The sequence below is a fragment of the Cellulomonas gilvus ATCC 13127 genome (genome assembly GCF_000218545.1).
GTDB classification, from domain to species: domain Bacteria; phylum Actinomycetota; class Actinomycetes; order Actinomycetales; family Cellulomonadaceae; genus Cellulomonas; species Cellulomonas gilvus.
The window spans coordinates 2,476,708-2,503,530 of the sequence record NC_015671.1 but is presented as its reverse complement, the minus strand read 5'-3'; the positions used below and the strand labels follow the sequence as shown (position 1 = coordinate 2,503,530).

17 protein-coding genes are annotated in these 26,823 nt (G+C 75.8%); 9 read left to right on the top strand and 8 right to left on the bottom strand.

Annotation, left to right across the window (positions count from 1 at the left end; translation table 11 throughout):
• Window positions 1-53: 53 nt before the first annotated feature.
• Complete coding sequence (locus CELGI_RS11515) at window positions 54-1,541, top strand: MATE family efflux transporter (RefSeq protein WP_013884298.1); 1,488 nt, start codon at window positions 54-56, stop codon at window positions 1,539-1,541.
• Window positions 1,542-1,588: 47 nt separating this feature from the next.
• Here the strand turns inward: CELGI_RS11515 and CELGI_RS11510 are convergent, their stop codons facing one another.
• The 5 genes from CELGI_RS11510 to CELGI_RS11490 form a co-directional block, all read right to left on the bottom strand.
• Complete coding sequence (locus CELGI_RS11510; protein ID WP_013884297.1) at window positions 1,589-3,217, bottom strand: ATP-binding cassette domain-containing protein; 1,629 nt, start codon at window positions 3,215-3,217, stop codon at window positions 1,589-1,591.
• A 235-nt stretch (window positions 3,218-3,452) separates the two neighbouring features.
• On the bottom strand, window positions 3,453-4,412 hold the full coding sequence (locus CELGI_RS17135) for an Ig-like domain-containing protein (protein ID WP_169315150.1): 960 nt from the start codon (window positions 4,410-4,412) through the stop codon (window positions 3,453-3,455).
• 107 nt (window positions 4,413-4,519) lie between these two features.
• Window positions 4,520-5,539, bottom strand: coding sequence for a GmrSD restriction endonuclease domain-containing protein (locus CELGI_RS11500; RefSeq protein WP_013884295.1), 1,020 nt, complete (start codon window positions 5,537-5,539; stop codon window positions 4,520-4,522).
• 153 nt (window positions 5,540-5,692) lie between these two features.
• Window positions 5,693-6,937, bottom strand: a complete 1,245-nt coding sequence (gene dinB, locus CELGI_RS11495; protein WP_013884294.1) for a DNA polymerase IV — start codon at window positions 6,935-6,937, stop codon at window positions 5,693-5,695.
• Window positions 6,938-6,947: 10 nt separating this feature from the next.
• Entirely contained in the window at window positions 6,948-8,876 is a 1,929-nt protein-coding gene (locus CELGI_RS11490) for a DUF4914 family protein (protein WP_013884293.1), read from the bottom strand.
• A gap of 186 nt (window positions 8,877-9,062) precedes the next feature.
• Here CELGI_RS11490 and CELGI_RS11485 point away from each other — a divergent pair, with 186 nt between their 5' ends.
• The 8 genes from CELGI_RS11485 to CELGI_RS11450 all read left to right on the top strand — a co-directional run bounded on the left by CELGI_RS11485 (window position 9,063) and on the right by CELGI_RS11450 (window position 17,916).
• Complete coding sequence (locus tag CELGI_RS11485) at window positions 9,063-10,082, top strand: phosphodiester glycosidase family protein (protein ID WP_049785559.1); 1,020 nt, start codon at window positions 9,063-9,065, stop codon at window positions 10,080-10,082.
• Window positions 10,079-11,185: a bifunctional glycosyltransferase family 2/GtrA family protein gene (locus CELGI_RS11480; protein ID WP_013884291.1), complete on the top strand. Its 1,107-nt coding sequence runs from the start codon at window positions 10,079-10,081 to the stop codon at window positions 11,183-11,185. Before CELGI_RS11485 ends, CELGI_RS11480 begins: the two co-directional genes overlap by 4 nt.
• Window positions 11,186-11,234: 49 nt before the next feature.
• Window positions 11,235-12,563, top strand: coding sequence for a glycoside hydrolase family 32 protein (locus tag CELGI_RS11475; RefSeq protein WP_013884290.1), 1,329 nt, complete (start codon window positions 11,235-11,237; stop codon window positions 12,561-12,563).
• A 39-nt stretch (window positions 12,564-12,602) separates the two neighbouring features.
• The gene (locus CELGI_RS11470) at window positions 12,603-14,075 is read left to right on the top strand and encodes a glutamate synthase subunit beta (protein ID WP_041574688.1); all 1,473 of its coding nucleotides are present in this window, start codon (window positions 12,603-12,605) and stop codon (window positions 14,073-14,075) included.
• 49 nt (window positions 14,076-14,124) lie between these two features.
• Entirely contained in the window at window positions 14,125-14,427 is a 303-nt protein-coding gene (locus tag CELGI_RS11465; protein WP_013884288.1) for a DUF1905 domain-containing protein, read from the top strand.
• Between the two features lie 70 nt (window positions 14,428-14,497).
• Window positions 14,498-15,535 carry a glycoside hydrolase family 6 protein gene (locus CELGI_RS11460; RefSeq protein WP_013884287.1) on the top strand — a complete coding sequence of 346 codons (1,038 nt, stop codon included), beginning with the start codon at window positions 14,498-14,500 and terminating at the stop codon, window positions 15,533-15,535.
• 110 nt (window positions 15,536-15,645) lie between these two features.
• Window positions 15,646-17,037 (top strand): S1C family serine protease, encoded by a 1,392-nt coding sequence (locus CELGI_RS16555; protein WP_013884286.1) that lies wholly within the window; start codon window positions 15,646-15,648, stop codon window positions 17,035-17,037.
• A gap of 120 nt (window positions 17,038-17,157) precedes the next feature.
• Window positions 17,158-17,916, top strand: coding sequence for an alpha/beta hydrolase (locus CELGI_RS11450; protein ID WP_013884285.1), 759 nt, complete (start codon window positions 17,158-17,160; stop codon window positions 17,914-17,916).
• Here the strand turns inward: CELGI_RS11450 and recD are convergent.
• The 3 genes from recD to recC are packed head-to-tail and all read right to left on the bottom strand — an operon-like array spanning window position 17,906 to window position 26,783.
• Window positions 17,906-19,816, bottom strand: a complete 1,911-nt coding sequence (gene recD, locus CELGI_RS11445) for an exodeoxyribonuclease V subunit alpha (RefSeq protein ID WP_013884284.1) — start codon at window positions 19,814-19,816, stop codon at window positions 17,906-17,908. The genes CELGI_RS11450 and recD overlap by 11 nt on opposite strands.
• Complete coding sequence (locus CELGI_RS11440) at window positions 19,813-23,274, bottom strand: UvrD-helicase domain-containing protein (protein WP_013884283.1); 3,462 nt, start codon at window positions 23,272-23,274, stop codon at window positions 19,813-19,815. The genes recD and CELGI_RS11440 overlap by 4 nt, the downstream gene beginning before the upstream one ends.
• Window positions 23,271-26,783 carry an exodeoxyribonuclease V subunit gamma gene (gene recC, locus CELGI_RS11435; protein WP_245528093.1) on the bottom strand — a complete coding sequence of 1,171 codons (3,513 nt, stop codon included), beginning with the start codon at window positions 26,781-26,783 and terminating at the stop codon, window positions 23,271-23,273. Before recC ends, CELGI_RS11440 begins: the two co-directional genes overlap by 4 nt.
• Window positions 26,784-26,823: the final 40 nt, after the last annotated feature.

The window sequence follows — 26,823 nt, the reverse complement described above, 5'->3', positions numbered from 1 at the left end:
GCCCCCGCCCGGGCGCTCGTCCCCACCCGACCCGCACCACCTCGGAGCACCTCATGGCCAAGGTCCTCACGACCGGCCGCCCTTGGCGCGTCATCCTTGCCTTCGCCGTCCCGCTGCTGATCGGCAGCGTCGTCCAGCAGCTGTACCAGGTCGCCGATGCCTTCGTGGTCGGCCGATCGTTGGGCGTGACGTCGCTCGCCGCGGTCGGCGTGGTCGGCAGCCTCCTGTTCCTGCTGCTCGGCGCCGCGTGGGGCATGACCACGGGCTTTGCGATCCCGACGGCCCAGGCGTTCGGCGCGGGCGACGCGCGCGCGGTGCGCCGGTCCGTCGCGACGGGCACCCTCCTGACCGCGGGCGCGAGCGTGGTGCTGATGGCGGTCGCGGTGCTCATGGTCGACCCGGCGCTCCACCTGCTGCGCACCCCCGCGGACCTGCTGCCCGAGGCGCGCACCTTCGCCCTGGTCAGCTTCGCCGGGTCCACCGTGACGATGTTCTACAACTACCTCGCGGCGATCATCCGAGCGATCGGCGACTCGCGGACCCCGTTGCTCTTCCTCACCGTGAGCTGCGCGCTCAACGTGGTCCTCGTGGTCGGGCTGGTGCGCGGACTGGGCACGGGCGTCGGTGGTGCAGCGCTCGCGACCGTGATCTCGCAGGCCGTCTCGGTGCTGCTGTGCCTGGCGTACGTCCGCCGCCGTGTCCCCGCGCTGCACGTCCACCGCGAGGACTGGCACGTCCACCGCGCCGACGTGGTGGCGCACCTGCGCCTCGGGCTCCCGATGGGCTTCCAGTCGTCGATCATCGCGATCGGCACGCTCGTGGTGCAGCTGCGTCTGAACGAGCTCGGCTCGGACGCGGTCGCGGCGTACACCACGGCCGCGCGGGTGGACGGCCTGGCGGTCGCCCTCCTGGCGTCGCTCGGCCTCGCGGTGTCCACGTTCGCGGCGCAGAACCACGGTGCGGGCCGGTCCGACCGGATCCGCCGCGGGGTGACCCAGGGCGTCGTGATGGCGGTCGTCGGCGCCGCGCTGCTCGCGGCCGTGCTGATCACGTGCGGCGCCACGCTCGTGGAGATGTTCGTGGGCCCGGGCGAGGAGCGCGTGGTCGAGATGGCCGCGCTGTTCCTGACCGTCAACGGCGCGATGTACGCCGTGCTCGGCGTCCTGTTCGTGCTGCGCGGCGCGCTGCAGGGGCTTGGCCAGTCGTTCGTCCCGACGATGACGGGCGTGCTCGAGCTCGCGATGCGCGTGGGTGCGGCGATCGTGCTCGGTGCGGCGTTCGGGTACGCCGGCGTGGTCTGGAGCAACCCGCTCGCCTGGATCGGCGCGGTCGTGCTGCTCATCCCCGCCTACGTGCGCGCGCAGCGTGCGCTCGGCGCGCTCGGCCGCACGAGCGCGCCGCGGTCGGAACCCATGGTGGTCGAGGGGCCCGCCGAGGGCTCGGTCGTCGTCGAGGCGGTGATCCCGCACCCGCGCGACCCCGACGAGCCGCCGACCGGCGACGAGGACGACGCGCGCCCCCGGCTCGAGCACGCGGGCTGAGCGGCACCCGGCCGTGGCGTGCGCCGCCACGGCCGGGCCCGGGCGGGTCAGGCGTCGACCGCGTGGAGCGCGCCGTCCGCCCGCAGCTCGATGCGGCGGTCCAGGCCGATCCGCGCGAGGAACGCGTCGTCATGGCTGACCACGAGCACCGCACCGCGGTAGGCCGCGAGCGCGTCGACGAGCTGGTCCACCGTGGTGAGGTCCAGGTCGTTGGTCGGCTCGTCGAGCACCAGGAGCTGCGGTGCCGGGTCGGCCAGCAGGAGCCGCCCGAGCGACACGCGGAACCGCTCACCGCCGGACAGCGTGCCGATCGGCCGGTGCACCGTGTCCCCCCGCAGCAGCAGCCGGGCCAGCCGATTGCGCAGCTCTCGGTCCGGCACTCCCGGTGCGGCTGCGCCGACGACGGCCAGCGCGCTCGCGTCGTCGTCCAGGTGGGACGAGCGCTGCGGCAGGTAGCCGACACGGTCGGTGCGCAGCGCGCCCGGGCCCCTGCCGTGCACAAGGCCCTCCAGCAACGTGGTCTTGCCGACGCCGTTGCGGCCCACCAGCGCGACGCGCTCGGGTCCCTGGAGCACCACGGGCGCGGCGCCGCTCGCGAACCCGCGCAGCTCGGCGATCCGCCGACCGCGTGGGACGTCCGGGTCGGGCAGGTCGAGCCGCACCGACTCGTCGTCCCGGACCCGCGAAGCGGCAGCCCCCGCGGCGGCGCGTGCCGCGGCGACCCGGTCGTCCGCGCCACGCCGCTGCCGACCTGCGGTCACCTCGGCCTTGGCCGCCCAGGAGTTGAGGACGATCGGCGCCGCCTTCGCGTTCTCGGCCATCGACCGGCCGATCCGGGCCCGGCGCGCGATCTTCGTCTCCGTCTCGATCCGGAGCCGCCGTTCGACGCGCACCTGCTGGTCCGCCGTCCGTGCGGCCTGCGCCGCCGCGGACTGCTCGACCTCGAGCCGCGCGCGCCATGCCGAGTACGGCCCGCCGTGCACCGACAGCCGGTGCGCGTACAGCTCGGCGGTCTCGTCCATCTCCTCGAGGAGCGCCGTGTCGTGCGAGACGACGACGAGCGCGCCGGGCCACGTGCGGACCAGGTCGCGCACCGCGGCGCGCGCCGTGCGGTCGAGGTTGTTGGTCGGCTCGTCGAGCAGCGTCACCGCGGCCCGGCGCAGGCGCAGCCCGGTGACCGCGACGAGCACGGCCTCGCCGCCCGACAGTGTCCCGACGGGGCGCTCGAGGTCCGCCGGGGAGAGCCCGAGCGGCCGCAGCGCGTCCGCCGAGCGCGCCTCGACGTCCCAGTCGTCGCCGACGGCATCGAAGTCGGCCTCGTCGACCGAGCCGGACTCGATCGCGCGCAGCGCGTCGAGCGTGCGGCCCACGCCCAGGAGGTCCGCGACGCGGCGGTCCTGGTCGAGCGCGACGGACTGGGGGAGCAGGGCCACGTCGCCGGCGACGGTGACGGTGCCCGAGGTGGGATGCAGCGCTCCGGCGGCGATCTGCAGGAGCGTGGACTTGCCGGAGCCGTTCGCGCCGACCAGGCCCGTCCGGCCCGGGCCGAACGTGCCGGAGACGGCGTCGAGGGTCACGGTGCCGTCGGCGCGGACCAGGGTGACGTCGGTGAACGTGACGGCGGACCGCGTCGGCAGGACGGACGGGCCGGGGCGTGCGGGATCGAAGGATGACATGCGGGCTCCACGGGTCGGCGGGGTGCGCGCGACCGTCCTGCCCGGGCCGCAGGTGCGGCGGGGCGTGGGGTCAGCGCGCGGGGCTCGGCGCGGACGGCATGCCCGTCATGATCACGACCTTCGTCAGGCGGCAAGGACGTCGCACCTTCGCACGTCCCGGGCGGCGGTTCCAACGGTTTACTCACGGCGGCGGGGCCGCCCGGCGAACCGGACGACCCCGCCGCGCGTGGGTGCGTCAGCGCACCGAGAGCCGTGCGCCGACGTGCGACGCGGAGACAGTCGCGCTGCCCGCGTACTGCGCGACGACCGTGTACGACCCGGCCCGCAACGCCGGGAGCACCACGCGGTAGCTCCCCGTGCTCGTGAGCGTCGCCGTGCGCGTCGCCACGACCGCACCCGCGGCGGACCGCACGCGGATCGTGACGGTGCCCCGGGCCGTCACCCCCGGGGCGGTGACCCGCCCGGTCAGCACGGCCTGCGTGCCGGCGCGGACCGTTCCGGCCGGCACCTGGACCGTGGTGCGTGACACGGCCTTGCGCACCGTGACCCGCAGCGTCGTCGTGGCCGGAGCGACGGTGGACGAGCCGAGGTACGTGACGCGGAGCACGTGCTCACCCGGCCGCATCGTCTTCGGCAGGGTGAACGCAACCGTGCCGTTCCTCAGCGTGCCCGTGCGCACGGACCCTGCGGTGAGGTCCTCGAGCCGGACGGTGCCCGTGCGGTCGCCCGCGCCGGCGCCGACGACGACCGTCAGCGTCCCCGCCGTGCCGTACCGCAGCGGCGGCGCGCTCGCGGTCAGGCGCGGGGTCACCCTGGCGACCGTGACGGTCAGGCTCACGGCCGCAGGGCTCGTCGTCGCGTCTCCCGAGTACGCGACCGTGAGCGTGTGCGTCGCCCGCGCGAGCGTCGCGGGCAGCCGGACACGCGCGACGCCCGCGCTGTCGAGCGTCGCGGACCCGAGCACCGCGGTGCCCTTGCGGATCTGCACGGTGCCGGTCGGCGTCGCGCCGGCCCCGGCGGTGACCTGGACCCTGACGGTTCCGGCCGTGCCGTAGACGCGCGACAGGGGTGCGACGGTGACGGTCGCCGGGCGGGCCACCACGGGCTCGGTCTCCGGGTTGGTCGCCGGGTCGTCGGGCGCTGCCGGCGGCTCGATGCCCGCCCCCGGGTCGCCCGGCACGGGGAACCGGGCCACGTAGCTCGGCACGGTGGAGGAGTCGCTGCCCAGGATCGGGGGTGGCCCGGACGGCCGCGGGGAGCGGGCGGAGGTGGGTCGGACAGTCGTGAGCTCCGGGCCGTCTCCTACTCGCAGGCGATCCCGTCGCCGTCGCCGTCCATCTCCGGCCGGTAGCCGGGCGTTCCCCGGTGCAGCGGCGTCACACCGGCGGCGCGGGCCTCGGCGCAGCTCGCGTAGTACGGCGCGTCGGCCGGCGGCGTCGGCGCGGGTGACCCGGGCGCGGGTGCGCTCGGCACGGCCGGGCCCGGGGAGGCGGGGCTGCGCGGCGCCGGACCGGACGCGTCGGGCAGCGGCTCGTCGGGGCAGGCCGTCAGGACGCGCGTCATGGCGTCGCGCTCGGCGGCGGTGACCCACAGCCCGTACTCGTGCTTGACCGCGACCTGCCGCGCGACGTACGCGCAGCGGAACGCCTTGTGCGGCGGCAGCCAGGTCGCCGCATCTCCCGCGCCCTTGCGCTGGTTGAGCGGGCCGTCCACCGCGAGCAGGTTGAGCGGGTCGTTCCCGAAGCGCTCGGACGTGGCGGCGTCCCAGCGCTGCGCACCCTTCTGCCACGCGTCGGCGAGCGCGACGACGTGGTCGATCTGCACGAGCGGCGACGTCTGCACCCCACGTTCGAACGCGATCGTGCGCCCCGAGTACGGATCGGCGAGGACGCCCGAGTCGACGAGGCAGCCGTCCGGGCGCAGGGTCACCGCCACCAGGTCCCGCCGCAGGATCTCGTTGCGCGTGTCGCAGCCGTCGCCGTCCAGATCCCCGTCCTCGTAGCCGAACCGCGCGCGGTCGTACCCCGTGAGCGGCGCACGGCCCTTGACGTCCAGCTGCGCGAGCGTGGCGAGAGCCGAGCCCGGGCGCGGCGCCGTGGTCGCGTGCGGAGTCGCGGACGGGCCGGGCGCGGGAGCCGGACGTGCCGGGGCCGAGGGTGGGGGTGTCGGTCGCGGCGCCGTCGCGGACGACGTCGCCGCGGCGCGCGTGCCAGCCTCCGCCGCGGCGGTGCACCCGGCCGGCAGAAGGAGCGTGGCCGCGACCACGCAGGCGGCCGCGATCGCGTGCGGCGGGCGTCGTCGGGCGGCGACCGTGCGGGACATGTGCAGATCATCGGCACCGGACGCGCCCCGATCCAGCGTGTCGGGTGTGACGTTCGGCTGCGACCGGGCACGCGCGGATCCGGGCGTCCGGGTGTCACGGTGGGCTGCCGCCGTGGGGTGTGGGCGCGTGGCCGACGCTGTGGGGCCGCGTGCTCATGGGCCGTGCTCGGGCAGCTGTGGTGCCGCGAACCCGTCGCCGACCCGCAGCAGGCTCGCGCGTGTGAGGCTGCGCGCCCCGAACCGCTCGCGCAACGCGTCGGTCGCCGAGTCGAGGCGCTCCCGGTCGGGTGCGTCGAGCGCCAACGCCGGCTGCACTGCGGCGTCCGAGCCGAGCCCGGTCAGCGCCACGCCGATCAGGGTGAGCCCACGCTCGTCGACCAGCGCGCCCACCGAGTCCAGCAGGTGCGTCGCACAGGAGGTCAGCTCGGGTCCCGAGGCGGTGCCGAACGCGAGCGTGCGCGAGCGCGTCGCGCGCGTGAAGTCGGCGAAGCGCAGGCGCAGCACCACGGTCCGGGCGACCAGGTGTGCGGCCCGCAGCCGGCGCGCCACCCGGTCCACGAGCCCGAGCAGTGCCGCGCGCACGTCCGCGGGCGGGTGCGGGCCGCGGCCGAGCGCGCGCTGCGCGCCGATCGACCCGCGCGCGTGGTCGGTCACCAGGTGCGTGCCCGTCCGGCCGTGCACCACCGCGAACAGGTGCGCGCCCGCGGCGGGCCCCAGCACGCCGCGCAGCACGTCCTCGGGCAGGGCGGCCACGTCGCCCGCGGTGTGCAGCCCCAGCGCGTGCAGGCGCGCCGCGGTCACCGCGCCGACGCCCCAGAGCGTCTCCACGGGCAGCGGGTGCAGGAAGGCGGCCTCCCGGTCCGGCGGGACCAGGAGCAGGCCGTCGGGCTTGCCGACCCGACTCGCGACCTTGGAGAGGAACGGCGTGCGCGCCACGCCGACCGTGATGGGCAGCCCGACCTCGTCACGCACGCGCCGGCGCACGCGTGCGCCGATCCCGACCGGCGGGGTCGGGTCCACGTGGCGCAGCCCGGCCACGTCGAGGAACGCCTCGTCGATCGAGACGCCTTGGACCTGGGGCGTGGTCTCGCGGAACACCGCGAACACCGCGCGGCTCGCGGCGACGTACTCGTCGAACCGGGGTGGGACGACGATCAGGTCGGGGCACAACCGCCGCGCCTGCGCGCCACCCATCGCGGTGCGCACACCGCGCCGCCGCGCCTCGTAGGACGCCGAGAGCACCACGCCGCCGCCGACCGCCACGGGGCGCCGCCGCAGGCGCGGGTCGTCACGCTGCTCGACCGACGCGTAGAACGCGTCCAGGTCGGCGTGCAGGATCGTCGCGTCGCGGCGGGGGTGGTCGGGTCGCACGAACACATGTTCGACCCGACCACCCACACGGGCGTGCTCAGATGTGCATCGGCGTGAGCGCCTCGTAGTCCTCGATCGACGCGTCCTTGAGCACGAGCTCGATGATCGCGCGGCCCAGCGGGTCCAGGTCGTCGGTCAGGTACTGCTCGAGCTCGGCCTTGAAGAACGAGGAGATGATGCGCGCGCCCTCGTCGTACGCCTCGACGCCCACCTGCGACTGCATCTCGGGGGCGAGCCACGTGGGGCGCACCAGCTGCCCGTCGAGCTTCATCTCCCGCATCGTGTAGCCGAACAGCGCGCACCGTGCCGGGGTCAGCTGGTCACGACGGACACGACCGCCACCGCGGCGGGCGAGGTACTCGCGCGTCATCCACTCGGCCGCGAAACCCACCTGGTAGGCGCCGATGTGCTGGTTGGGGGTGAGCACGTAGCGCGTGCGCGAGGCCTCGACCAGCTGCGCGAGCAGCAGGTTCGCGGCGGCGACCTTGGTGCCCGTCGCGAACGGCCAGTACGAGCCGACGCCCTCGGAGACCATGCCGCCGTGCTTGATGACCTTGGCCTCGGACTTCGTCTCGCCGATCGACGGGTTCTTGTCCCCGCGCGGGGCGATCAGGCGCCACACCCACGCCAGGGCCGGGGGGACGAAGTGCGTGACGCCCATGATCCCGTAGGTCGGCTTCTCACGCGTGCACGCGGGCATCCGGACCCCGAACGTCCGCACGTCCACGTGGGCGGGCTCGGAGACCACGCCGCGGATCATCGAGCGGTCGATGACGACGCGCGGGTTGGGGCACGGCTTGCCCGTCGAGTCGAGCGTGTGCTCCCACGGCAGGACCGTCGCGTCCGGCACGCCCTGGATGTTGAAGAACACCAGCGGCTTGGTCGGGTGGATGCAGGCGCGCTCGAAGTTGGTGTCCTCGCCGTACGAGCGCAGGTTGTCCACGCGCACGAACCAGCCGGCCTCGGCGTCGGCGATGACCAGGCGTCCGTCGCCGTCCTGGAGCGACGAGTGGCACAGCGTCATGTCGTCGGTCACGGGCGCGAGCGCGCTCGACTCGGCGAGCGTGATGACGTACGGCTCGTTGGTCACCACGTTGGTGCCGAGCAGGATGCGGCCGTCGTCCTGGCGGCGGAACTCCTGGCACATCTCGGACTTGCCGCCACCCGACGCACCCTCGTGCATGACGACGGTGTCGTTGTCGTACGGCGTGGTGACGCGGACCGCCGACGCGTGCGCGGTGATCCAGCCCTCGGCCTCGCCGATGTCGAGCAGGACCGAGAACACGCCCTTCTTGGCGCTCGGGCCGGGGTACAGGTTGTACGCGAAGACCTCGTGCAGGTCGGGCGTGCGGTCGTGCACGACGACCTGCCGCCCCGCGAACGCGGTGTGCCGGAACGGGGGAGCGACGTACAGGATCGAGCGCGGCGCGAACTCGCCGTGCTGCTCGACCAGCTCGTCGAACGTGACCCAGCCCTGCAGGTCCACGAGCGCGAGCGCGAAGAACGCGGCGTTGACCGGGACGAGCGCCACCGACGGGTACCCGAACGTCGGCCCGCCCGCCTTGAACGGCACGACGACGAGGTCCTGCTCGCCGAGCCACTCGAGCGTCGCGGCCTTCGTCGGCGCGAACTGCTCGCCGTACACGTCGGCGTAGCGCGGCTTGTCGGTCGGCAGGTCGTCGGCGATGCGCATGCAGTCCGGGTCGCGCCGGCGCATGTAGTCCTCGGGGTAGTTGACCGCGATGCCGTTGCGGCAGCGCGTCACGGTCGCCTCGACCACCGACGTGGTCCCGTCCGGACCCGCGACGTCGTACGCGACCTCGTGCACGGGGCCACCGGCGGGGCCCAGCGACAGGCGGTACAGCTCGTCGCGCGACGACGGCACGATGACCCGAGGGCTCGCTTCGATCGCTGCGCGCACGGCAGGCGGCAGGTGGACGGCGGTCAGCTCCGGCACGGTGCCCACGGGTGCTCCCTTCGTCAGGACCGCGGGCGTTTGGTCGAGAGCACACCCGGACACGGTCCGCACTTGACTCGGAGATTACGGCCGTCGGCGGCCCGGGCCCTGGGACCTGGGTCACATGACGGGGCGTCCAGCCTGCTCGCAGCCGGAGCCCACGGGCGCTCCAGGTCGCCTCCGTAGACACCTCCCATGACGACTCCACCACCCGCAGGGCCTGACCCGGCGCCGCACCCCGGGCGCCGTGTGCGCCGCATCCTGCTCGCCTCGACCGCGACGTTCGTGCTCGCAGCGGGCGGCACCACGGCGTGGGCGCTCGACCGCTTCGTGATCGACCACGTCGAGATCGCCGACGTGAGCGCGTACGAGGCCGCGCTCGCGGTGGCCGACGGCACCACCGACACCACTCGGTCGTCGGGCGCGGCGGGCACGCTGACCGCGACCACGTACACGTCCGACGACGCGAGCATCGAGATCTCGACCGTCGTGACCGGGACGGGTGACGACAAGGTGACGTACTACGTGGCCGACGTGGTGCTCTCCGACGCGACCGTCCTGCGCTCGGCGTTCGCCGACGACGCGTACGGCACCAACATCACGCAGGACACGTCCGACATCGCGGCGGCGCACGACGCGGTGCTCGCGATCAACGGGGACTACTACGGGTTCCGCGACACGGGGATCGTCATCCGCAACGGCGTCGCGTACCGCGACGAGGGTGCGCGCCAGGCGCTGGCGTTCTACCGCGACGGGCATGTGGAGGTGGTCGACGAGACCACCACGACCGCCGACGAGCTCGTCGCCGCCGGGGTGTGGAACACGCTCAGCTTCGGCCCCGCGCTGCTCCAGGACGGGCAGGTGGTCGAGGGCGTCGAGGACGTCGAGGTGGACACGAACGTCGGCAACCACTCGATCCAGGGCGAGCAGCCGCGCACCGCGATCGGCGTCGTGGACGAGAACCACCTGGTGCTCGTCGTCGTCGACGGTCGTAGCCCGGGCTACAGCGCCGGGGTGACGCTCCCCGGCCTGACCGAGATCATGCAGGGCCTCGGGGCCCAGACCGCGTACAACCTGGACGGTGGCGGCTCGTCGACCATGGTGTTCGGCGGGGAGCTCGTCAACGACCCCCTCGGCAGGGGCCAGGAGCGCGGCACGTCCGACGTCCTGTACGTCGGCGGCCTGGCCGCGGCGAGCACGGCGGCCGGCGCATGAGCGGCATGGTGCTGCTGATCCCCGCGTACGAGCCCGACGAGCGGCTGGTGCAGCTGGTGGCGCGCGTGCGCACCGCGCGGCCGGACCTGCCCGTGGTCGTGGTCGACGACGGTAGCGGTCCCGCATGCGCTCACGTCCTGGCCGGCGTCGCGGCCACGGGCGCCACGGTCCTGCGGCACGACCGGAACCGCGGCAAGGGCCGGGCCCTGCGCACCGGGTTCGCGCACGTGCGCGCACACCATCCGGGAGCCGGCGTGGTGTGCGCCGACTGCGACGGCCAGCACACGGTCGGCGACGTGCTCGCGGTGGCGGACCGCGCGATGCTGGGCGACGCGGACGTGGTCCTGGGCACGCGCCTGCTGACCGGCCGGGTGCCGCTGCGCTCGCGGTTCGGAAACGCGTGCACGCGCACGGCCTTCCACCTGGGCACGGGCTGCCGGGTCCGGGACACGCAGACCGGTCTGCGCGCGTACCCCGCGCACGCGCTCGCCGGGCTGCTGGAGGTGCAGGGCGACCGGTTCGAGTACGAGCTCGCCGCGCTGCTGCGCGCCGTGGCCGAGGATCGGACGATCGTCGAGGTGCCGATCGCGACCGTGTACCTGGACGGCAACGCGTCCTCGCACTTCCGGCCGTTGGTGGACTCGGCGCGGGTGTACGCGCCGCTGCTGCGGTTCGCCGCGTCGTCGCTCGTGGCGTTCGCGGTGGACGCGGTGGCGCTGCTCGCGCTCGTCGCGGTCACGCACGCGCTGCTCCCGGCCGTGGTGCTCGCGCGGCTGATCAGCTCGGTGGTCAACTTCACGGCGAACCGGTGGTGGGTGTTCCGCCGCCCGCAGCGCGGCCGGTGGCCCCAGGAGGCCGCCCGGTACTGGGCGCTGGCGGTCGTGCTGCTCACGGCGGGCTACGCGACGCTGTGGGGGCTCACGGAGCTCGGGGTCGCGCTGCTGCCGGCGAAGGTCCTCACCGACCTGCTGCTGTTCGTCGTCGGGTTCCAGGTGCAGCGCGCCGCGGTGTTCGTCCGGCGTCGCGAGCGGGACGCGCCGTCGCTCGCGGTGGTCGGGCCGGCCGCCGCGCCGCGGGTGGTGGCGCGGCGCCGCGTAGCGTGAGGCCCGGACGAGGGTGAGGCGACGAACAGGACGACGAAGGCGGGTCCCCATGGCGGTGTGGCCGGTGGCGCACTTCACGACGGGCGCCACGTGGATGAACGACCCCAACGGGATGATCCACCGGGACGGCGTGTGGCACCTGTACCTGCAGCACAACCCGCACGGCCGGGACTGGGGATCGATCGGCTGGGGGCACGCGACCTCGTCGGACCTGCTCACGTGGACGTGGCGCGGGCACGCGCTGCCCGCGACGCCCGACGAGATGTCGTTCAGCGGGTGCGTGGTCGCCGACCCGCTCGACACCGCAGGGCTCGCGACGCCCGCCGACGGTCCGCGCGGACCGCTCGTCGCGGTGTTCACGAGCCACCACGAGCCCGGCTCGCCGCGTGCGGGGACCGAGACGCAGTCGCTCGCGGTGAGCCACGACGAGGGTGCGACGTTCACCCGCATCGCGGACAACCCGGTGCTCGACCTCGGCAAGCAGGACTCGCGCGACCCCAAGGTGCGCTGGGACGCCGCCGCGCGGCGCTGGCTCATGGCGCTCGCGGAGCCGCTCGAGCGGCGCATCGCGTTCTGGACGTCACCCGACCTGCGCACGTGGACGTGGCTGTCCGCGTTCGGCCCGCACGGCAGCGTCGAGGGGGCGTGGGAGTGCCCCGACCTGGTGCACGTGCCCGTGGCGGGGACCGACGAGCGCGCATGGGTGCTCCTGGTCAACGTCGACCGCGGCGGGCCGCAGGGCGGCGGGTCGGCGACGCAGTACGTGGTGGGCGACTTCGACGGCACGACCTTCCGCGCGCGGCACGACGACGTGCGCTGGCTGGACCACGGCCACGACCACTACGCGGCGGTCACGTTCACGGACGCACCCGACGGCCGCGTGGTCGCCCTGGCCTGGGCCGGGTCGTGGCTCTACGCGCGCGACCTGCTCGACGAGCCGTGGGGCGCGACCATGACGCTCGCCCGGGACCTCGAGCTGGTGCCGTCGGCGGAGGGTGGCCCGGTGCTGCGCTCGACCCCCGTGCTGCCGGCAGCGACACCGCCCGGTCTGGTGGTGCACCGCGCGCGGGCCGCACGCGGCGACGCGCGGACGTTCGTGCTGCACGCCGCCCAGGATCCTGGGACCGCGCTGCACCTCGAGGTCGCGGGCGGGCGGCTCGTCGTCGACCGCTCGCGGTGCGCACCCCGCGCCGTCCCCGCGACGCTGCACCGCGCGGCCGTCGACCTGCCCGACCGCGACGTGGACCTGCTCGTGGTGGCGGACGCCGGGATCGTCGAGGTGTTCGTCGACGACGGGCGGCTCACGCTCACCGAGCAGGTGGCACGCGGCGCCCTGCTGGACACGTTCGTCGACCACGGGTGTCCACCCAGGACCTAGGGCGCTCGCGCGGTGCCGGGGTTCGGCTACCTTCGCGGCATGGCCGACCCGCGTGGATTCCTCCGGACCCGGGAGCGTGAGCTGCCCGCCGACCGGGCGGTTCCCGTCCGCATCCTGGACTGGGACGAGGTGCACCGGAACCCCACCGGTGACGAGTCCGCGATCGGCACCCTGTCGCGGCAGGCCGGGCGCTGCATGGACTGCGGCGTGCCGTTCTGCCACCACGCGTGCCCGCTGGGCAACCTCATGCCCGAGTGGAACGACCTGGTCTGGCGCGGTCAGTGGACGGACGCGTCCGCGCGCATGCACATGACCAACAACTTCCCCGAGTTCACCGGCCGCCTGTGCCCCGCGCCGTGCGAGGCCGGGTGCGTGCTGGGGATCAACCAGCCGCCCGTGACCATCCGCAACATCGAGCTGAGCATCGCCGAGGAGGGGTTCGCACGCGGCCTCGTCGAGCCGCTCCCGCCGGACCGCATGACCGGCTTCACGGTGGCCGTCGTCGGGTCCGGGCCTGCCGGGCTGGCCGCCGCGCAGCAGCTGACGCAGGCCGGTCACACCGTGAGCGTGTACGAGCGGTCGTCCGCGCCCGGTGGCCTGCTGCGGTTCGGCATCCCCGAGTACAAGCTCCCCGCCGCCGTGGTCGAGCGCCGCCTGGACGTCATGCGGGCCGAGGGCACGGTGTTCCGCTGCGGCGTGGAGATCGGCAAGGACCTCACGGGCGAGGAGCTGCGGCGCCGGCACGACGCGATCGTCGTGACCGTCGGCTCGACGGTGCCGCGCGACCTGCCCGTGCCGGGCCGCGAGCTGCGCGGCGTGCTGCCCGCGATGGACTACCTGGTGCCCGCCAACCACGCCGCGGTGGGGGCACCTGTGCCGGGCGCCGAGCTGGCGACCGGGCGCGACGTCGTGGTCATCGGCGGCGGGGACACCGGCGCCGACTGCGTGGGCACCGCGGTCCGCCAGGGCGCCCGCTCCATCACGCAGCTCGAGATCATGCCCGAGGCCCCGCGCGAGCGTCCCGACGCACAGCCGTGGCCCACGTACCCCACGATCTTCAAGGTCTCGACGTCGCACGAGGAGGGCGGCGAGCGTCTGTTCGCCGTGAGCACGCTCGAGATCGTGGGCGACGACGAGGGTCGCGTCAGCGGTCTGCGCATCGCCGACGTCGAGCGCGTGGACGGTCGGTTCGAGGCGGTGCCCGGGACCGAGCGCGTGCTGCCCGCGCAGCTGGTGGTGCTCGCGCTCGGCTTCGTCGGGCCCGAGACCGGGGGCCTGGCCGAGCAGCTGGGGCTGGCGACCGACGCGCGGGGCGCGTTCGTGCGCGACGACGACTTCGCGACGTCCGTGCCGGGCGTGTTCGTGGCGGGCGACTGCGGACGCGGTCAGTCGCTCGTGGTGTGGGCGATCGCGGAGGGCCGCGCCGCCGCGGCGAGCGTCGACCGTCACCTCACGGGCACCACCGCGCTGCCCGCACCCGTGCGCGCGAGCACCATGGCGCTGCGCGCCTGACGGCTGGTCGCGCGTCCGCGGTGTCGGTGGGGTTCGGCACCATGGGCGCATGGAGCACGAGTTCGAGTTCGACGCGCAGCTGCGGCTGTGGGACGCCCGCAAGTCCGACTCGTGGACGTTCGCGGACCTGCCGACGTCGGTCGCCGACGAGATCGCCGACCTGGCGGAGGGCGTGGCGCGCGGCTTCGGGTCCGTGCGCGTCGAGGTGACGATCGGGACGTCGACGTGGCGCACGTCGATCTTCCCGGGCGCGACGACGTACGTGCTCCCGGTGAAGGCGGCGGTCCGCCGCGCGCAGGGCGTCGAGGCGGGCGACGTGGCCCGAGTGCGGCTGGGTCTCGTGGACGTGTGAGCACGTTCCGCCCACTCGTGGCCCGGCGACGGGGCTGGGCGCTGTCCGCGGTGCGCACTACCCTCGCCGGGTGACCCGCATCCGCGCCCGCGCGCTCCTGGCCCTGCCCGTCGTCGCGCTCCTGCTCGCCCTGGCGGCACCGACCCAGGCGGCGCCCGGTGCGGCCGCGTCGGCCGGAGCCTCCGACGCGGCCCCGGCCGCGAGCGTCGCGCCGCGCCTCGCGCAGCGCCTGTACGTGGACACCGACACGCAGGCCCGCGCGGCCGCGAAGGCCGCCCGCGCCGCGGGCCGCACGAGCGTCGCGAACCGGCTCGACGTCATCGCGACCGCGCCGCAGGCGCGCTGGATCGGCGACTGGACCGGGGTGGCCGGTGCGCGCGCCGAGGTCGCGGCGTACGTGAAGAAGGCGCGCGCCAAGAACCAGACGCCGCAGCTGGTGCTGTATGCGATCCCCAACCGTGACTGCGGCGGGCACTCGGGCGGCGGCCTGACGCCGCAGACCTACCCGAAGTGGATCGCGCAGGTCGCGCTCGGGCTGCGGGACGGCGCGGTCGGCGGGCGGTCGGAGGCGATCGTGGTGCTCGAGCCCGACGCCCTGGTGCAGGACTGCGACGACCCGACGCGCGTCCCGCTCATCAAGGACGCGACCGCCAAGCTCGCGGCGACCGGCGCGTGGGTCTACCTGGACGCGGGTCACTCGAACTGGCGCACGCCCGCCGACACCGCCGCACGGCTGCGCGCCGCGGGTGTGGCCAAGGCGCGCGGGTTCGCGACGAACGTGTCCAACTACAACGCGACGTCGGCCGAGCAGGCGTACGCCAAGAAGGTCGCGCAGCAGCTCGCCGCGGCGGGCGTCGGTCAGGCGCACCGGCACTTCGTGATCGACACGTCGCGCAACGGCACGGCGAGCGCCCGCGGGCAGTGGTGCAACCCCCGGGGGCAGGGGCTGGGCGTGCGGCCCGTCACCAAGAAGGACGGGTACCTGCTCGACGCGCTCCTGTGGGTCAAGCACCCCGGCGAGTCCGACGGCGCGTGCAACGGAGGACCGGGCGCCGGTCAGTGGTGGGAGGAGATCGCCCTCGAGCTGGTCGCGCACCGCGTGCGCTGACCCGCCGAGAACTCACAGCGGGCCCGGAGCCGGCGTCCAGGTGACGTCCGGGTCCGGGGCGTGACATGGGTCCCAGAGCGCCAGAGCGGCGCGAAGGAGGGACCGGCACCATGTCGCAGAGCACGCCCCACCCGCAGGACGGCGCGGGACGCCCCGAGCAGCACCCGCACGCGAGCCTGGCCGGCCCCGCCGACCACCCGACGCGGGCCGCGCTCCCGCCCGTGCCGCCTCCGCCCACGGAACCGGGGGCGCCCGGGGCACCGCACCGCACGCCCACCTGGCAGCTGGTCACGATGGGCGTCGCGCCCGTCGCGATCGCCGCGATCGTCGGGCTCGGGGTCGTCGAGGGCATGTCGTCGGCCGACCCGACCGGCTCGGTGCGCACCGGCGTGACCGCGCAGCAGGACGCGTCGTCGGACGGCACCGATACGTCGGATGACACGAGCTCGTCGGACGGCTCGGGCTCGTCGGACGCGACGCGTACGCTGCCCGACGGCATGTGGGGTGGTCCGGGAGGGGGCGGGCTGACCGGCCCGGACCAGGACGGCTCTGCGCTGGGCGGTGGCGCGCAGAGCGATGCGGTCGCCGCGGATGCGGACCAGCAGGTGGGCGTGGTGACCATCACGAGCACACTCGGCTACGCGCAGGCCGAGTCGGCCGGGACGGGCATGGTCCTGACCGCCGACGGCCTGGTGCTGACCAACAACCACGTGATCGACGGCGCGACCGAGATCGAGGTGACGGTCGAGTCCACCGGGACGACGTACGCCGCGACGGTGGTGGGCACGGCGCCGGACTCCGACGTCGCGCTGCTGCAGCTCGAGGATGCCTCGGGGCTGACCCCCGTGACGATCGACGACGACGGCGGCGTCGACGTGGGCGACCAGGTCACGGCCGTCGGCAACGCCGAGGGCACCGGCGACCTGGTCGCCGCGGCCGGGACGGTCACCGCGACCGAGCAGACCATGACCGCCTCGACCGACGGGACGGACTCCGAGACGCTGTCGGGCCTGGTCCAGCTCCAGGCCGACGTGGTCTCGGGCGACTCGGGCGGGCCGGTGCTCGACGACGAGGGCGAGGTCGTCGGCATGACGACCGCCGCGTCGAGCGGGGGCGTCACGACCGTCGCGTACGCGATCGACGTGCAGGACGCGCTCGTGCTGGTCCGGCAGATCCGGTCGGGCGACGACTCCGGCGGCGTGACGATCGGGTACCCGGCGTTCCTCGGGGTGTCGTTGGCGACGGGCCCGTCGGGCGCGGGCTCCGCGGCGGGAGCGACGATCGCGGGCGTCGTGGCGGACACGCCGGCCGCCGAGGCCGGACTGGAGGCCGGAGACACCGTGACGGCCGTGGACGGCACCGCGGTCTCGTCGGGAGACGAGCTCTCGAGCGTGCTCGCGGGGTATGCCCCGGGCGACGAGGTCACGCTCACCTGGACGTCGGGCAGCACGGGCGGGACGCAGACCGCGACCGTGACGCTCGTCCAGGGCCCCGCGGACTGACCGTCCGCGGCGCGGCCCAGGCTGACCGGCCCCGCGGAGCCCCCCGCGGGGCCGGTCAGCGCCGTCGGCGCGGCGTGGCAGGCTGAGCCGGTCCGCCCACCCCGACGAGGAGGTCCCCGCGTGGCCCTGGTCACCTGCCACTTCTTCTCCGACGTGCTGCAGGTCAGCACCGCCATGACCGTGCTGCTGCCCCAGACGACGCACGCGCAGATCGGCCTCGAGGGCGTCGCGTCCGACGCACCGCCGCCCGTGCTCTACCTGCTGCACGGCCTGTCCGACGACGAGACGATCTGGACCCGCCGCACGTCGATCGAGCGGTACGCGACCGAGCGGGGCATCGCGGTGGTCATGCCGCGCGCGGGGCGGTCGTTCTACGCCGACGAGCGGCACGGCGGCGCGTACTGGACGCACCTGACGCAGGAGCTGCCCGCGCTCGTGTCGTCGTTCTTCCGCGTCTCGACCCGGCCGCAGGACACGTTCGTCGCGGGGTTGTCGATGGGCGGGTACGGGGCGCTCAAGTGGGCGCTGCGCGAGCCCGGGAGGTTCGCCGCGGCCGCTGCCCTGTCCGGGGCGCTCGACGTGGTGCCCGACGAGAACCTGCGCACGCTGGTCCCGCAGGTCTGGGGCGGGCAGGTGCCCGGACCCGACGACGACCTGCTCGCGCTGCTCGACGCGGCCGACCCCGGGGCGCTGCCGGACCTGTTCGTCGCGTGCGGCACCGAGGACTTCCTGTACGAGGGCAACCTGCGCTTCCTCGAGCGCGCGCGCGAGCGCGGGGTCGCGGTGCGCACGGACGTCGAGGGGCCCGGCTCGCACGAGTGGGGCTACTGGGACGCGCGCATCCAGGACGTGCTCGCGTGGCTCCCGATCACCCGGTGACGGGCCGTGCTCCTGCCGCGAGGCCGCTCGCACGCTGCACGGGGCGCTGCACGGCGGCCCGCACCGCGGCCTCCGAACCGATCACGCGCAGGTGCGTGCGCGCCCGTGTGACCGCGGTGTACAGCAGCTCGCGCGTCAGCAGCGGGGAGGCCGCCGGCGGCAGCACCACGCTCACGCGCGTGAACTGGCTGCCCTGGCCGCGGTGCACGGTCATCGCGTGCACGCTGCGCGCGGGCGGGAGCCGGTAGGGCGCCACCAGGCGGTGCGCCCCGGGTGCGCCGAACGCGACCGCGACGCCGTCGGGCGTCTCCACGACCACACCCGTGTCGCCGTTGTACAGGCCCGTGGACCGGTCGTTGCGCGTCACGATGAGCGGCCGGCCCGGTGGGTACGGCGCTGCCGACCGGCCGCCCGTCTCCTGCGCCACCCACTCCTCGACCACGTCGGTCCAGTGCGCGACGCCCGCGGGCCCGTGCCGGTGGGCCAGCAGGAGCCGGTGCTCACCGAGTGCGTGCAGCGCGTCGTCGACGGCACCGGCGCGGGCCGCCGCGACCAGCGCGGCGCCGGTCGCGCGGACGTCGGCCTCGAGGCCCGCCGCCTCGCGCGCGGTGGGCGCGTCGCCCGCGGTCGGCACCCACTCGACGGCCGCACCGCCCGCCGTGAGCAGCGCGACCGTGCGGTCGGCGTCGCCCTCCCGGATGGCGTGCGCGAGGGCCGCGAGCTCGGCACCGAACCGGTGCTCGCGCGTGAGCTCGACGACGCCGTGCGGGAGCGAGGCGACCAGGTCGCCGAGGACGGCGCCCGCCTCGACGCTCGCGAGCTGGTGCGCATCACCCACCAGCACCACGCGCGCCTGCGGCCGCACGGCCTCGAGCAGGCGCGCCATGAGCGGGAGCGACATCATCGAGCACTCGTCGACCACGACCACGTCGTGCGGCAGCCGGTGCCGCGCGTCGTGGCCGAAGCGCGTGCTGCTGCCCGGGCGGTGCCCGAGCAGGCGGTGGACCGTGCTCGCGCGGAGCTCGCCCGCTGCGGCCCGGTCGGCGTCGAGCGGCAGGGCCTGCAGCTCCGCGGTGACCGACTCCTGCAGACGCGCCGCCGCCTTGCCCGTGGGCGCCGCGAGCGCGACCCGCAGCCCGGGGCCTGCGACGTCCTGCAGCGCCGCCACCAGCCGGGCGACCGTCGTGGTCTTGCCCGTACCCGGCCCGCCCGTGAGGACCGTGAGCCGGGACGTGGCCGCGGTCCGCAGCGCCGCCCGCTGCCGGTCGTCGGCGGCGTCCGGGAACAGGCGCTGCACGGCCGCCGTGAGGCGCTGCTCGTCGACCGCGACCGGCTCGAGACGCGCGGCGACGTGCTCGGCGACCTCGACCTCGTCGCACCAGTAGCGGTCCAGGTAGAGGCGGCCGTCCGTCCAGCGCAGCGGCCGGTCCGGCGGGCCGTCGGCTCCGTCCGCGACCGCCGGGCTCGCGCGGACCGCACCGGTCCACGCGCCCGTCTCGGGCCACGGCAGGCCGTCGGGCTCGGGGGCGACCCCGGGCGTGCCGGGGAACGGGGCCGGGAGCGGGTCGCTGCCCGCGTCGTCGTCGGTGGGCTCGACCACGGTCGCCGCCACGTCCGCGAGGACCACGCACACCGAGCCCGCGCGCAGCGCGCGCACCGCGAGCGCCGCGGCGAGCTGCACCGACTCGTCGGCCTCGCCGCACAGCGCGGTGACGCGGCGCGCGACGTGCACGTCGGCCGACGTCAGGACGCGCGCGGCGACGAACGGTGCGAGCAGGCCCTCGGTGTGCCACGGCACATCCGGCGACGCGTCGCCGGACCACGCGCGTGCGGCGTCACGCGCACCGGGGAACGCTCCGGGCACGGCGCCCTGGCCGCCGAGCGTGACGTCGTGGCTCATCGCACACCTGCCAGGAGGTCGGACAGGTCCGTCACGAGCGCGGCGGGCGGGCGCCAGGCGAGAACACCCGCGGGGCTCGGACCGCCGGGCCCGTCCAGCACGGGCGTGCCCGGGCCGGTCATCCCGCGCACGAACAGGTACAGCGCGCCGCCCAGGTGCCGGGCGGGGTCGTAGTCCCGCACGCGCCAGCGCAGGAACCGGTGCAGCGCGGCCGAGTACAGCAGCAGCTGCAGCGGGTAGTGGTGCTCGACCATCGCGTCCACCAACGTCGAGGGCCGGTAGTGCCACGCCGTGAGCGGCTCGTCCCACGGGCCCAGCCGGTTGGTCTTGTAGTCCACGACCACGTACGTGTGCCCGCCGTCGGGTGCCGGCACCCGCAGGACCGCGTCGATGCTCCCCGCGAGGTAGCCGCGCAGCGGGCCGCCGGCGAGCTCGGGGTCCTCGAGCCGGGCGGCGTACCCCGCGAACGGGTCGTCGGCGGTCAGGTGCGCGCGCAGCAGGTCGGCCACCGCGCGCAGCGTCGCGGGCCGGCCGGGTGCGGCCCGGTCGTCGCCGCCGGCCAGGGGCAGCTCGAAGTCCAGCTCGGCCAGGCGGTCGCCCGGCGGGACGTCCGCGAGCGTCCGGCCGCCCATCAGCGGACCCAGTGGCGTGCGCAGCGCGGGCAGCAGGCGTGCGGCGAGCACCTCCGGGTCGATCCCGAGCGAGCCCCCGGGATCCGCCTCGGCGCAGCGCAGCGCCACCTCGGCGCCGAGGTCCGGTGCCGTGGTGTCCACGTGCTCGAGCACGTGGTGCACGAGCGTGCCGAACGCGGTGCCGGCGGGCAGGTCGGCGAGCGGTGAGGCGCACGCACGGGCGACGCGCTCCTCGTCGTCCTGCGCAGGCGTGACCGGACCCGCGGCCGGCAGCGCGGACGTCCCCGTCACGGGGCCGTCGGGCTCGTCCTGCACACCCGGGTCATCGGGCTCGGACGACGGCGCGTGCGGGCGGTGGTCGTAGGCCGCCGCGGTGAGACCCGTGAACGACGTGCGCCGCCACAGCAGGTCGACCGTGCGGTCGAGCCGCGCGAGCTCGAGCGCGGGCCGTGCGGTCGCCGGGGGTGACCAGCGGGCGCGTGCCCGTGGCGCGTCGACGACCTGGAGCACCAGGTCGCCGCCGGTGCGTGCGGCGAGCTCGGCGAAGCGGACCGTCGCGTCCTCGTCGGTCGGCACCGGGACCACCGCGTCCGGGGTGCCGTCGGGCGTGCGCGCCCCCAGCAGGAGGCGGGACAGCGGGCTGCGCTCGGAGTTGCGGCTCGGTGCCCACCACACCACCACCTGGCTGCGGGCACGCGTGAGGGCGACGTACGTCAGCCGCAGCTGCTCACCCGCGTCGTCCTCCGCATGCGCCACAGCTCCCGCCGCATAGCCCGGGCTGCCCGGACCGCCCACGTGCAGCGTTCGCTCGTCGTCGCGGTGGAAGCGGAGCACCGCGGGCTCGGACGGCACCCAGGTGTCCCACGCGAACGGGACGAGCGTGACCGGGAACTGCAGCCCCTTGCTCGCGTGCACGGTGATCACCTGGACGGCGGCCGCATCGGTCTGCAGGCGGCGGCTGCGCTCCTCGGCGTAGTCCCTGCCGGCCTCCTCGATCCGTGCGCGCAGCCACTCGAGCAGCGCGGACGCGCCGAGGCTCTCGTGGACCGCGACGGCGTGCAGCGCCTCGCCCACGTGCCGGAGGTCGGTGAGCTCGCGCTCGCCGTCCACCGCGGCGACCACGCGCGCCCGCATGCCGGTGGCCGCGGCCGCCTCGAGCAGCGCCGCGACCCCGTGCGACGCGAGCGTCGCGGCCCAGGTGCGCACGCGCTCCGCCAGGCGGTCGCGCGCACGGTCGTCCGCGAGCGCGAGCTCGGCGGCCGTCCAGCCGAGGAACGGGGTGAGCGCGGCGCCCGCGGCGAGCCCGGAGTCGTCCGGACGGGCCAGCGCGGACAGGAGCGTGAGCCAGTGCTGGGCCGAGCGCGTGCCGAACACGCTCGCCAGGCCCGAGATCACGGCGGGCACCCCGGCCTCGGCGAGCGCGCGCTGGACCGCCTGCGCGTCGCGGTTGCGCCGGACCAGCACGGCGATCTCGCCCGGTCGGACGGCGCGCAGCGGCGGGTCGTGCCGTCCGGCGAGCGCGGTGCCGTCCGGTGCGGTGCCGTCCGCTGCGGTGCCGTGCGGTGCGGTGCCGTCGTCGGGGACGCGGCACGTGGTCAGCGTCTCGACCACCTGCGCCGCGACGTCGGCGTACAGCAGGTCACGCACCGCGCCCACGGGCGGGACGCGTCCGGGACGGGTGCCCAGCGCGGTCCGGGTCACCTGCCGCAGCACCACGGGCGGACCACCGGCCAGGCGTCGGCCGCGGTGCTGCGCCTCGACGGGGTGCACGACGATGCGGGGGTCACCGAGTGCGGCCCCCTCGAGGACCGGGCGCAGTCCCGCCAGGACGGCGGGGTCCGCGCGGTGGTTGCGCGCCAGGGTCGCCCGGCGCGCCTCGGCCGCGGCCACGAGGTACGTCGTGACGTCGGCACCGCGGAACGCGTAGATGGCCTGCTTGGGGTCGCCGATGAGCACGAGCGTGCGCTCGCCGTGGAACGCCGACCGCAGGATCTGCCACTGCACCGGATCGGTGTCCTGGAACTCGTCGACCATGACCACCCGGAACGCGGCGCGTACGCGCGCGCGGGCCGCGGGCCCGGTCACGGGATCGACGAGCGCGTCGCGCAGCAGCGTGAGCAGGTCGTCGTAGTCGACGACACCCGCGGCGCGCTTGCGGCGGCGCATCTCCGCGCGCGCCACCTCGGCGAGCTTGAACCGGTGGTGGGGAGCGGTGCCGGGCTCGGCGTCGCCCGGCTCGAGCACGGCGGCGTGGTCGGACACGGCCGCGTGCATCACCTCGCGCGCGGTGTCGACCGTGACGAGCGGGGTCGTGGTGGCGGCGTACGTGCGCAGGTACAGGTCGTCCGCGACCTCGGCCTCGAGGTCGGCGACGTCCGGCAGCAGCGTCGCGTCGTGGTCCACGTCGGACGTCGTGCCGAGCATCGCGAGCATCTGCTGGCAGAAGCCGTGCGTCGTCGTGATGGTCGCGGCGTCGAACTCCGCGAGCGCGGCGGCCAGCCGGGTGCGGCGCGCCGTGACCTCGGCCGGGTCGGCGTCGGCGAGCAGCGCCACGACCTCGTCGCTCGACGTGCGTGCCACGGGTGACCGCAAGCCGCGCTCGACCTCGACCAGGCGGCCCCGCACGCGGTCGCGCAGCTCGGTGGTCGCGGCCCGTCCGAACGTCACCAGCATGAGCTCGGGCAGACGGACCCCGAGCTCGGCGACGTACCGCACCGCGAGCGACGCGATCGTCCACGTCTTGCCCGTGCCTGCGCTCGCCTCGAGGACCACGGTCTCCACGCCGGGCAGCGGCCCGCGGACGTCGAACACCGGCACGGTCGTCACGGTGCCTCCTCGTACCGCTCGTGCTCCAGCAGCGCGCGCCAGACGCGTGACGCGAGCGCGCCGAACCGCGTGGGCTCGTCGGGCCGGAGCGCACGGTCCAGCGGTGTCGGCTCCCCGAGGAGGTCGTCGAGCTCGAAGCCGTCGCCCCAGGCCAGGACGTGATACGGGTCGACCCGCTCGAACCCGCCGCGGCCGCTCTCCGCGTCGTCGAGCGAGCCCAGCGCGCGGCGCGCGGCCTGGGTGGCCTCGCGCGTCGAACCGCGCTCCCAGCGTGCGGCCGCGTACGCGTGGCTGGTGCGGGTGAGCAGCGGGACCGGGGCCTGCAGCGCCTCGTCGTGGACCGCGAGCAGGTCGGTGAGCAGCTCAGCGGCGTGCTCGGGCTCGGGTGCCCGCAGCACGCTCACGGCGGCGTCGCCGGCCCCTCGGCCGATCGTCAGGGCCACGCGGACCCGTTCCGCGGCGCTCCCCGGCCCGGCCGCGGGTGGCGGCACCGTGCCGGCCGAGAGCGCCAGCAGCTGGACCCACGTCGCGATCAGGTGCTTCGGGGCGAGCCGCGAGTACACGACGTTGACCAGCCGGTGACCCCGCACGCCCCGCACGGTGCCCGTCACCTCGCCGCCGGCCAGCGCGATCCGCACGTCGCGGGACTCGTGCGGGGCCGCGAGCAGCGGGCGTGCGGTCTCGAGGATCGCGCGCGCCTGCGCGACGATCTCGTCGAGCGCCGCGGCGCCCAGGTCACGCGGCGGCAGGTGCCCGCGGCGTCGTTCGGCCGCGGCCACGTCCGCGAGGTCCGCACCGTCGAGCGCCGCGCTGAGCAGGCGGTCGCCCACGCCCCAGCGCGTCAGGGCGTCCGGCGCCAACGGCATGCGGTCGTCGAGCTGGGGCGTGTCCCGGGGGAGCCGCGCACCCAGGCGCTGCACGACGAACGCCCGCGGAGGGTGCTGGAGCACGGCGATCAGGTCGTCGAGGTCGTGGTCGGGCGCGGAGCCGTCGTCGGGCGGGAGCGGCTCGGTGACGAGCGGCCCGGCGGGTTCGCGTGGGCCTGCCGCGGTGCGGGCCGCCGTGAGGTCGAGCGCGTCGAAGCCGAACGGCCCGGGCCGGCCCAGTGCGCCGGGGGTGAACACCCGCGGGTCCACGGGTTGCAGCGGGTGCTCGACCACGAGGGCGCCGCGCGCCCCGCCGGGCAGCGTGACCGCGTCGTCGACCGCATCGAGCAGCTCGCCGACCGGCACGCACGGCGGACGGCGTGCGCCCGTGCGCTCGTCCGCGCCCGTGTGCAGCACCACCAGGTGGTCGGTCGCGGCCATGACCGCGTCGAGGAACAGCTGCCGGTCCTCCTGGCGCCGGTCGTGCTCGCCGACCATCGGGTCGCGCGCCAGCACGTCGTCGCCGTCACGGCGCCCGGCGCGCGGGAACGCGCCGTCGTCCATGCCCAGGAGCACGACGACGCGGTGCGGCACGGCACGCATGGGAGCCATCGAGCACACCGTGAGCGCACCCGTGCGGAACCCCGCACGCGTGGGCCGGCCCGCGAGCCGGGGTCGCACGAGCGCCACGACATCGGGCAGCCGCAGCAGCGTCTCGCGACCCGCGCTCTGCGTCCGGACGGCGGTCAGCACCTGCGCCGCCTCGAGCTCCTGCCAGCGGTGGGCGGGCTCGACCGCGGTGAGCAGCGTCAGCGCGCGGTCCAGCACATCGCACCAGTACGCCGCGGGATGCGCGCCCGTCAGGTCCGCGAGCACCGCGGCCAGGCGGTCCAGCATCTCGGCCACGCGTCCGACCAGCGCGACGTCCGAGGACCCGACGTCGTCGATCGGGAGCACGGCACCCACGAACCGCGCGTCCTGCTCCGCCATCGTCACGCCGAGCAGCAGCCGGTCGAGCGCCGCCGACCACGTGCCCTGCGCGACTGCGCCCAGGCGGAACCGTGCGCGGCGTCCGACGTCCTCACCCCAATGCACGCCCGACTCGAGCGCCCACGCACGCAGCCGGTCGAGCGCGTCGTCGTCGAACGCGAAGCGGCGGCGCACGGGAGCCGCGCCCGCCAGGTCCACCACGGCCGACGCCGTCACGCGCGAGTCGGCCAGGCCCAGCAGCGTCTCGAGCACCGCGAGCACGGGGTTCGTGCGCGCGGGGGAGCGGTCCGCGATCCGCACGCGGAGCGTGCGACCCGGATGGTCCGGCACGTCCTGGTCGCCTGCGACGTCGGGCGCGGGCCCGAGGACGGCGTGGACCAGCGGTGCGAACGCCTCCACGTCCGGGCACATCACCAGCACGTCGCGCGGCTCGAGCGTCGGGTCGTCGGCGAGCAGACCGACCACGACGTCCCGGAGCACCTCGACCTGCCGCGAGCGGCCGTGGCACGCGTGCACCTGGACGGACCGGTCGCCCGGTGCGACGGGGACGCGGTCGTCGGCGGGGCGCGCACCGTCGGCCGGGGTGTCGGCGCGCACGCGCGCCTGCAGCGCACCGAGCACGGTCGCGCGCGGCGGCGGGGCGGGGACGTGCGTGATGTGGGCCGCGAGCGCGCCCACCCGGGCGGCGAGCTCGGTCGCGTCGGTGGCCATCGAGCGCAGCAGCGGGTGGCGCGCGGGCGCCGGGAGCTCCCGGCGACGGACGTCACCGACGACCGGCCCGACCGCCGACCACAGCGCGAGCGACGGCTGCGGCAGCCACAGGTGCACGTCGCGCGCGTGCGCGAGCGCGGACAGGACGCGCAGGTGCCCGGCCGGCAGCGCGGTGGGGCCGAACACGTGCAGCCGCGGCGGCAGGTCCACCAGGCCCGGGTCCGCCACCAGCCGCGCGGCGGCGTCCTCGAGGCGCACCGCGGGTGGCGGCCCGAGCCGGTCCACGAGCGCGCGCCACAGCACGGGCTGCCACGCGAGGTCCGGCGCGAGTGGCTGACCCGTGCCGTCGTCGTCGCCGCCCGCGGTCCACGACCGCACCAGCGCCGGGCGCCGCGCGTCGTACGCGGTGAGCAGGTGGGCCAGGCGCTGCGCCAGGTGGAACCTGCGGCCCGCACGCACCTCGTCGTCGTCGCCGTCCCGCGAGCCCGCGCCCGGGACGGCGCCGACGTGCCGGGCCACGGTCGCGAGCCACGGCTCACCCGCGCGCTCGTCCAGGATCTCCAGCACGTCCCACACGACGCTCTCCGCGCGCCACGGGTCCTGCTCCCGCTCGACGCCGGTGACGCCCGCGAGCACCTGGGCCACCACGCGCGCGGGTGACGCGAACCGCACGTGCGCGCACACGCCGTCGCCCGCGCCGGGTGCCGCCCCGACCCCGAGCCGGTGCGCGAGCCGCTGCGCGACCCACCGCTCGACGCCGCGCGTCGGCACCGCGACGAGGTCCTCGGCGAACGGGTCGTCGGGCGGTGCGGCGAGCTCGGCCGCCAGCGCCTCGACCAGGGCGTCCGCGCGTTCGGCGACGTGCACGTGCAGACCGGCGGGCCGCGGGTCGGTGCGCTGCGCCGCCCGCGCACGTTCGCCGTCGTCCGCCGTCTCCTCCACGTCCCGCACCCTAGCCACCGGCTGCGACAGGCGTCCGGGG

What these genes read in the sequence shown, in the direction of transcription:
- recD (WP_013884284.1), bottom strand. Translation starts at nt 19,816, where the DNA reads ATGAGCCACGACGTCACGCTCGGCGGCCAGGGCGCCGTGCCCGGAGCG.
- CELGI_RS16555 (WP_013884286.1), top strand. Translation starts at nt 15,646, where the DNA reads ATGTCGCAGAGCACGCCCCACCCGCAGGACGGCGCGGGACGCCCCGAG.
- CELGI_RS11470 (WP_041574688.1), top strand. Translation starts at nt 12,603, where the DNA reads ATGGCCGACCCGCGTGGATTCCTCCGGACCCGGGAGCGTGAGCTGCCC.
- CELGI_RS11465 (WP_013884288.1), top strand. Translation starts at nt 14,125, where the DNA reads ATGGAGCACGAGTTCGAGTTCGACGCGCAGCTGCGGCTGTGGGACGCC.
- CELGI_RS11510 (WP_013884297.1), bottom strand. Translation starts at nt 3,217, where the DNA reads ATGTCATCCTTCGATCCCGCACGCCCCGGCCCGTCCGTCCTGCCGACG.
- CELGI_RS11515 (WP_013884298.1), top strand. Translation starts at nt 54, where the DNA reads ATGGCCAAGGTCCTCACGACCGGCCGCCCTTGGCGCGTCATCCTTGCC.
- CELGI_RS11485 (WP_049785559.1), top strand. Translation starts at nt 9,063, where the DNA reads ATGACGACTCCACCACCCGCAGGGCCTGACCCGGCGCCGCACCCCGGG.
- CELGI_RS11500 (WP_013884295.1), bottom strand. Translation starts at nt 5,539, where the DNA reads ATGTCCCGCACGGTCGCCGCCCGACGACGCCCGCCGCACGCGATCGCG.
- CELGI_RS11475 (WP_013884290.1), top strand. Translation starts at nt 11,235, where the DNA reads ATGGCGGTGTGGCCGGTGGCGCACTTCACGACGGGCGCCACGTGGATG.
- CELGI_RS11480 (WP_013884291.1), top strand. Translation starts at nt 10,079, where the DNA reads ATGAGCGGCATGGTGCTGCTGATCCCCGCGTACGAGCCCGACGAGCGG.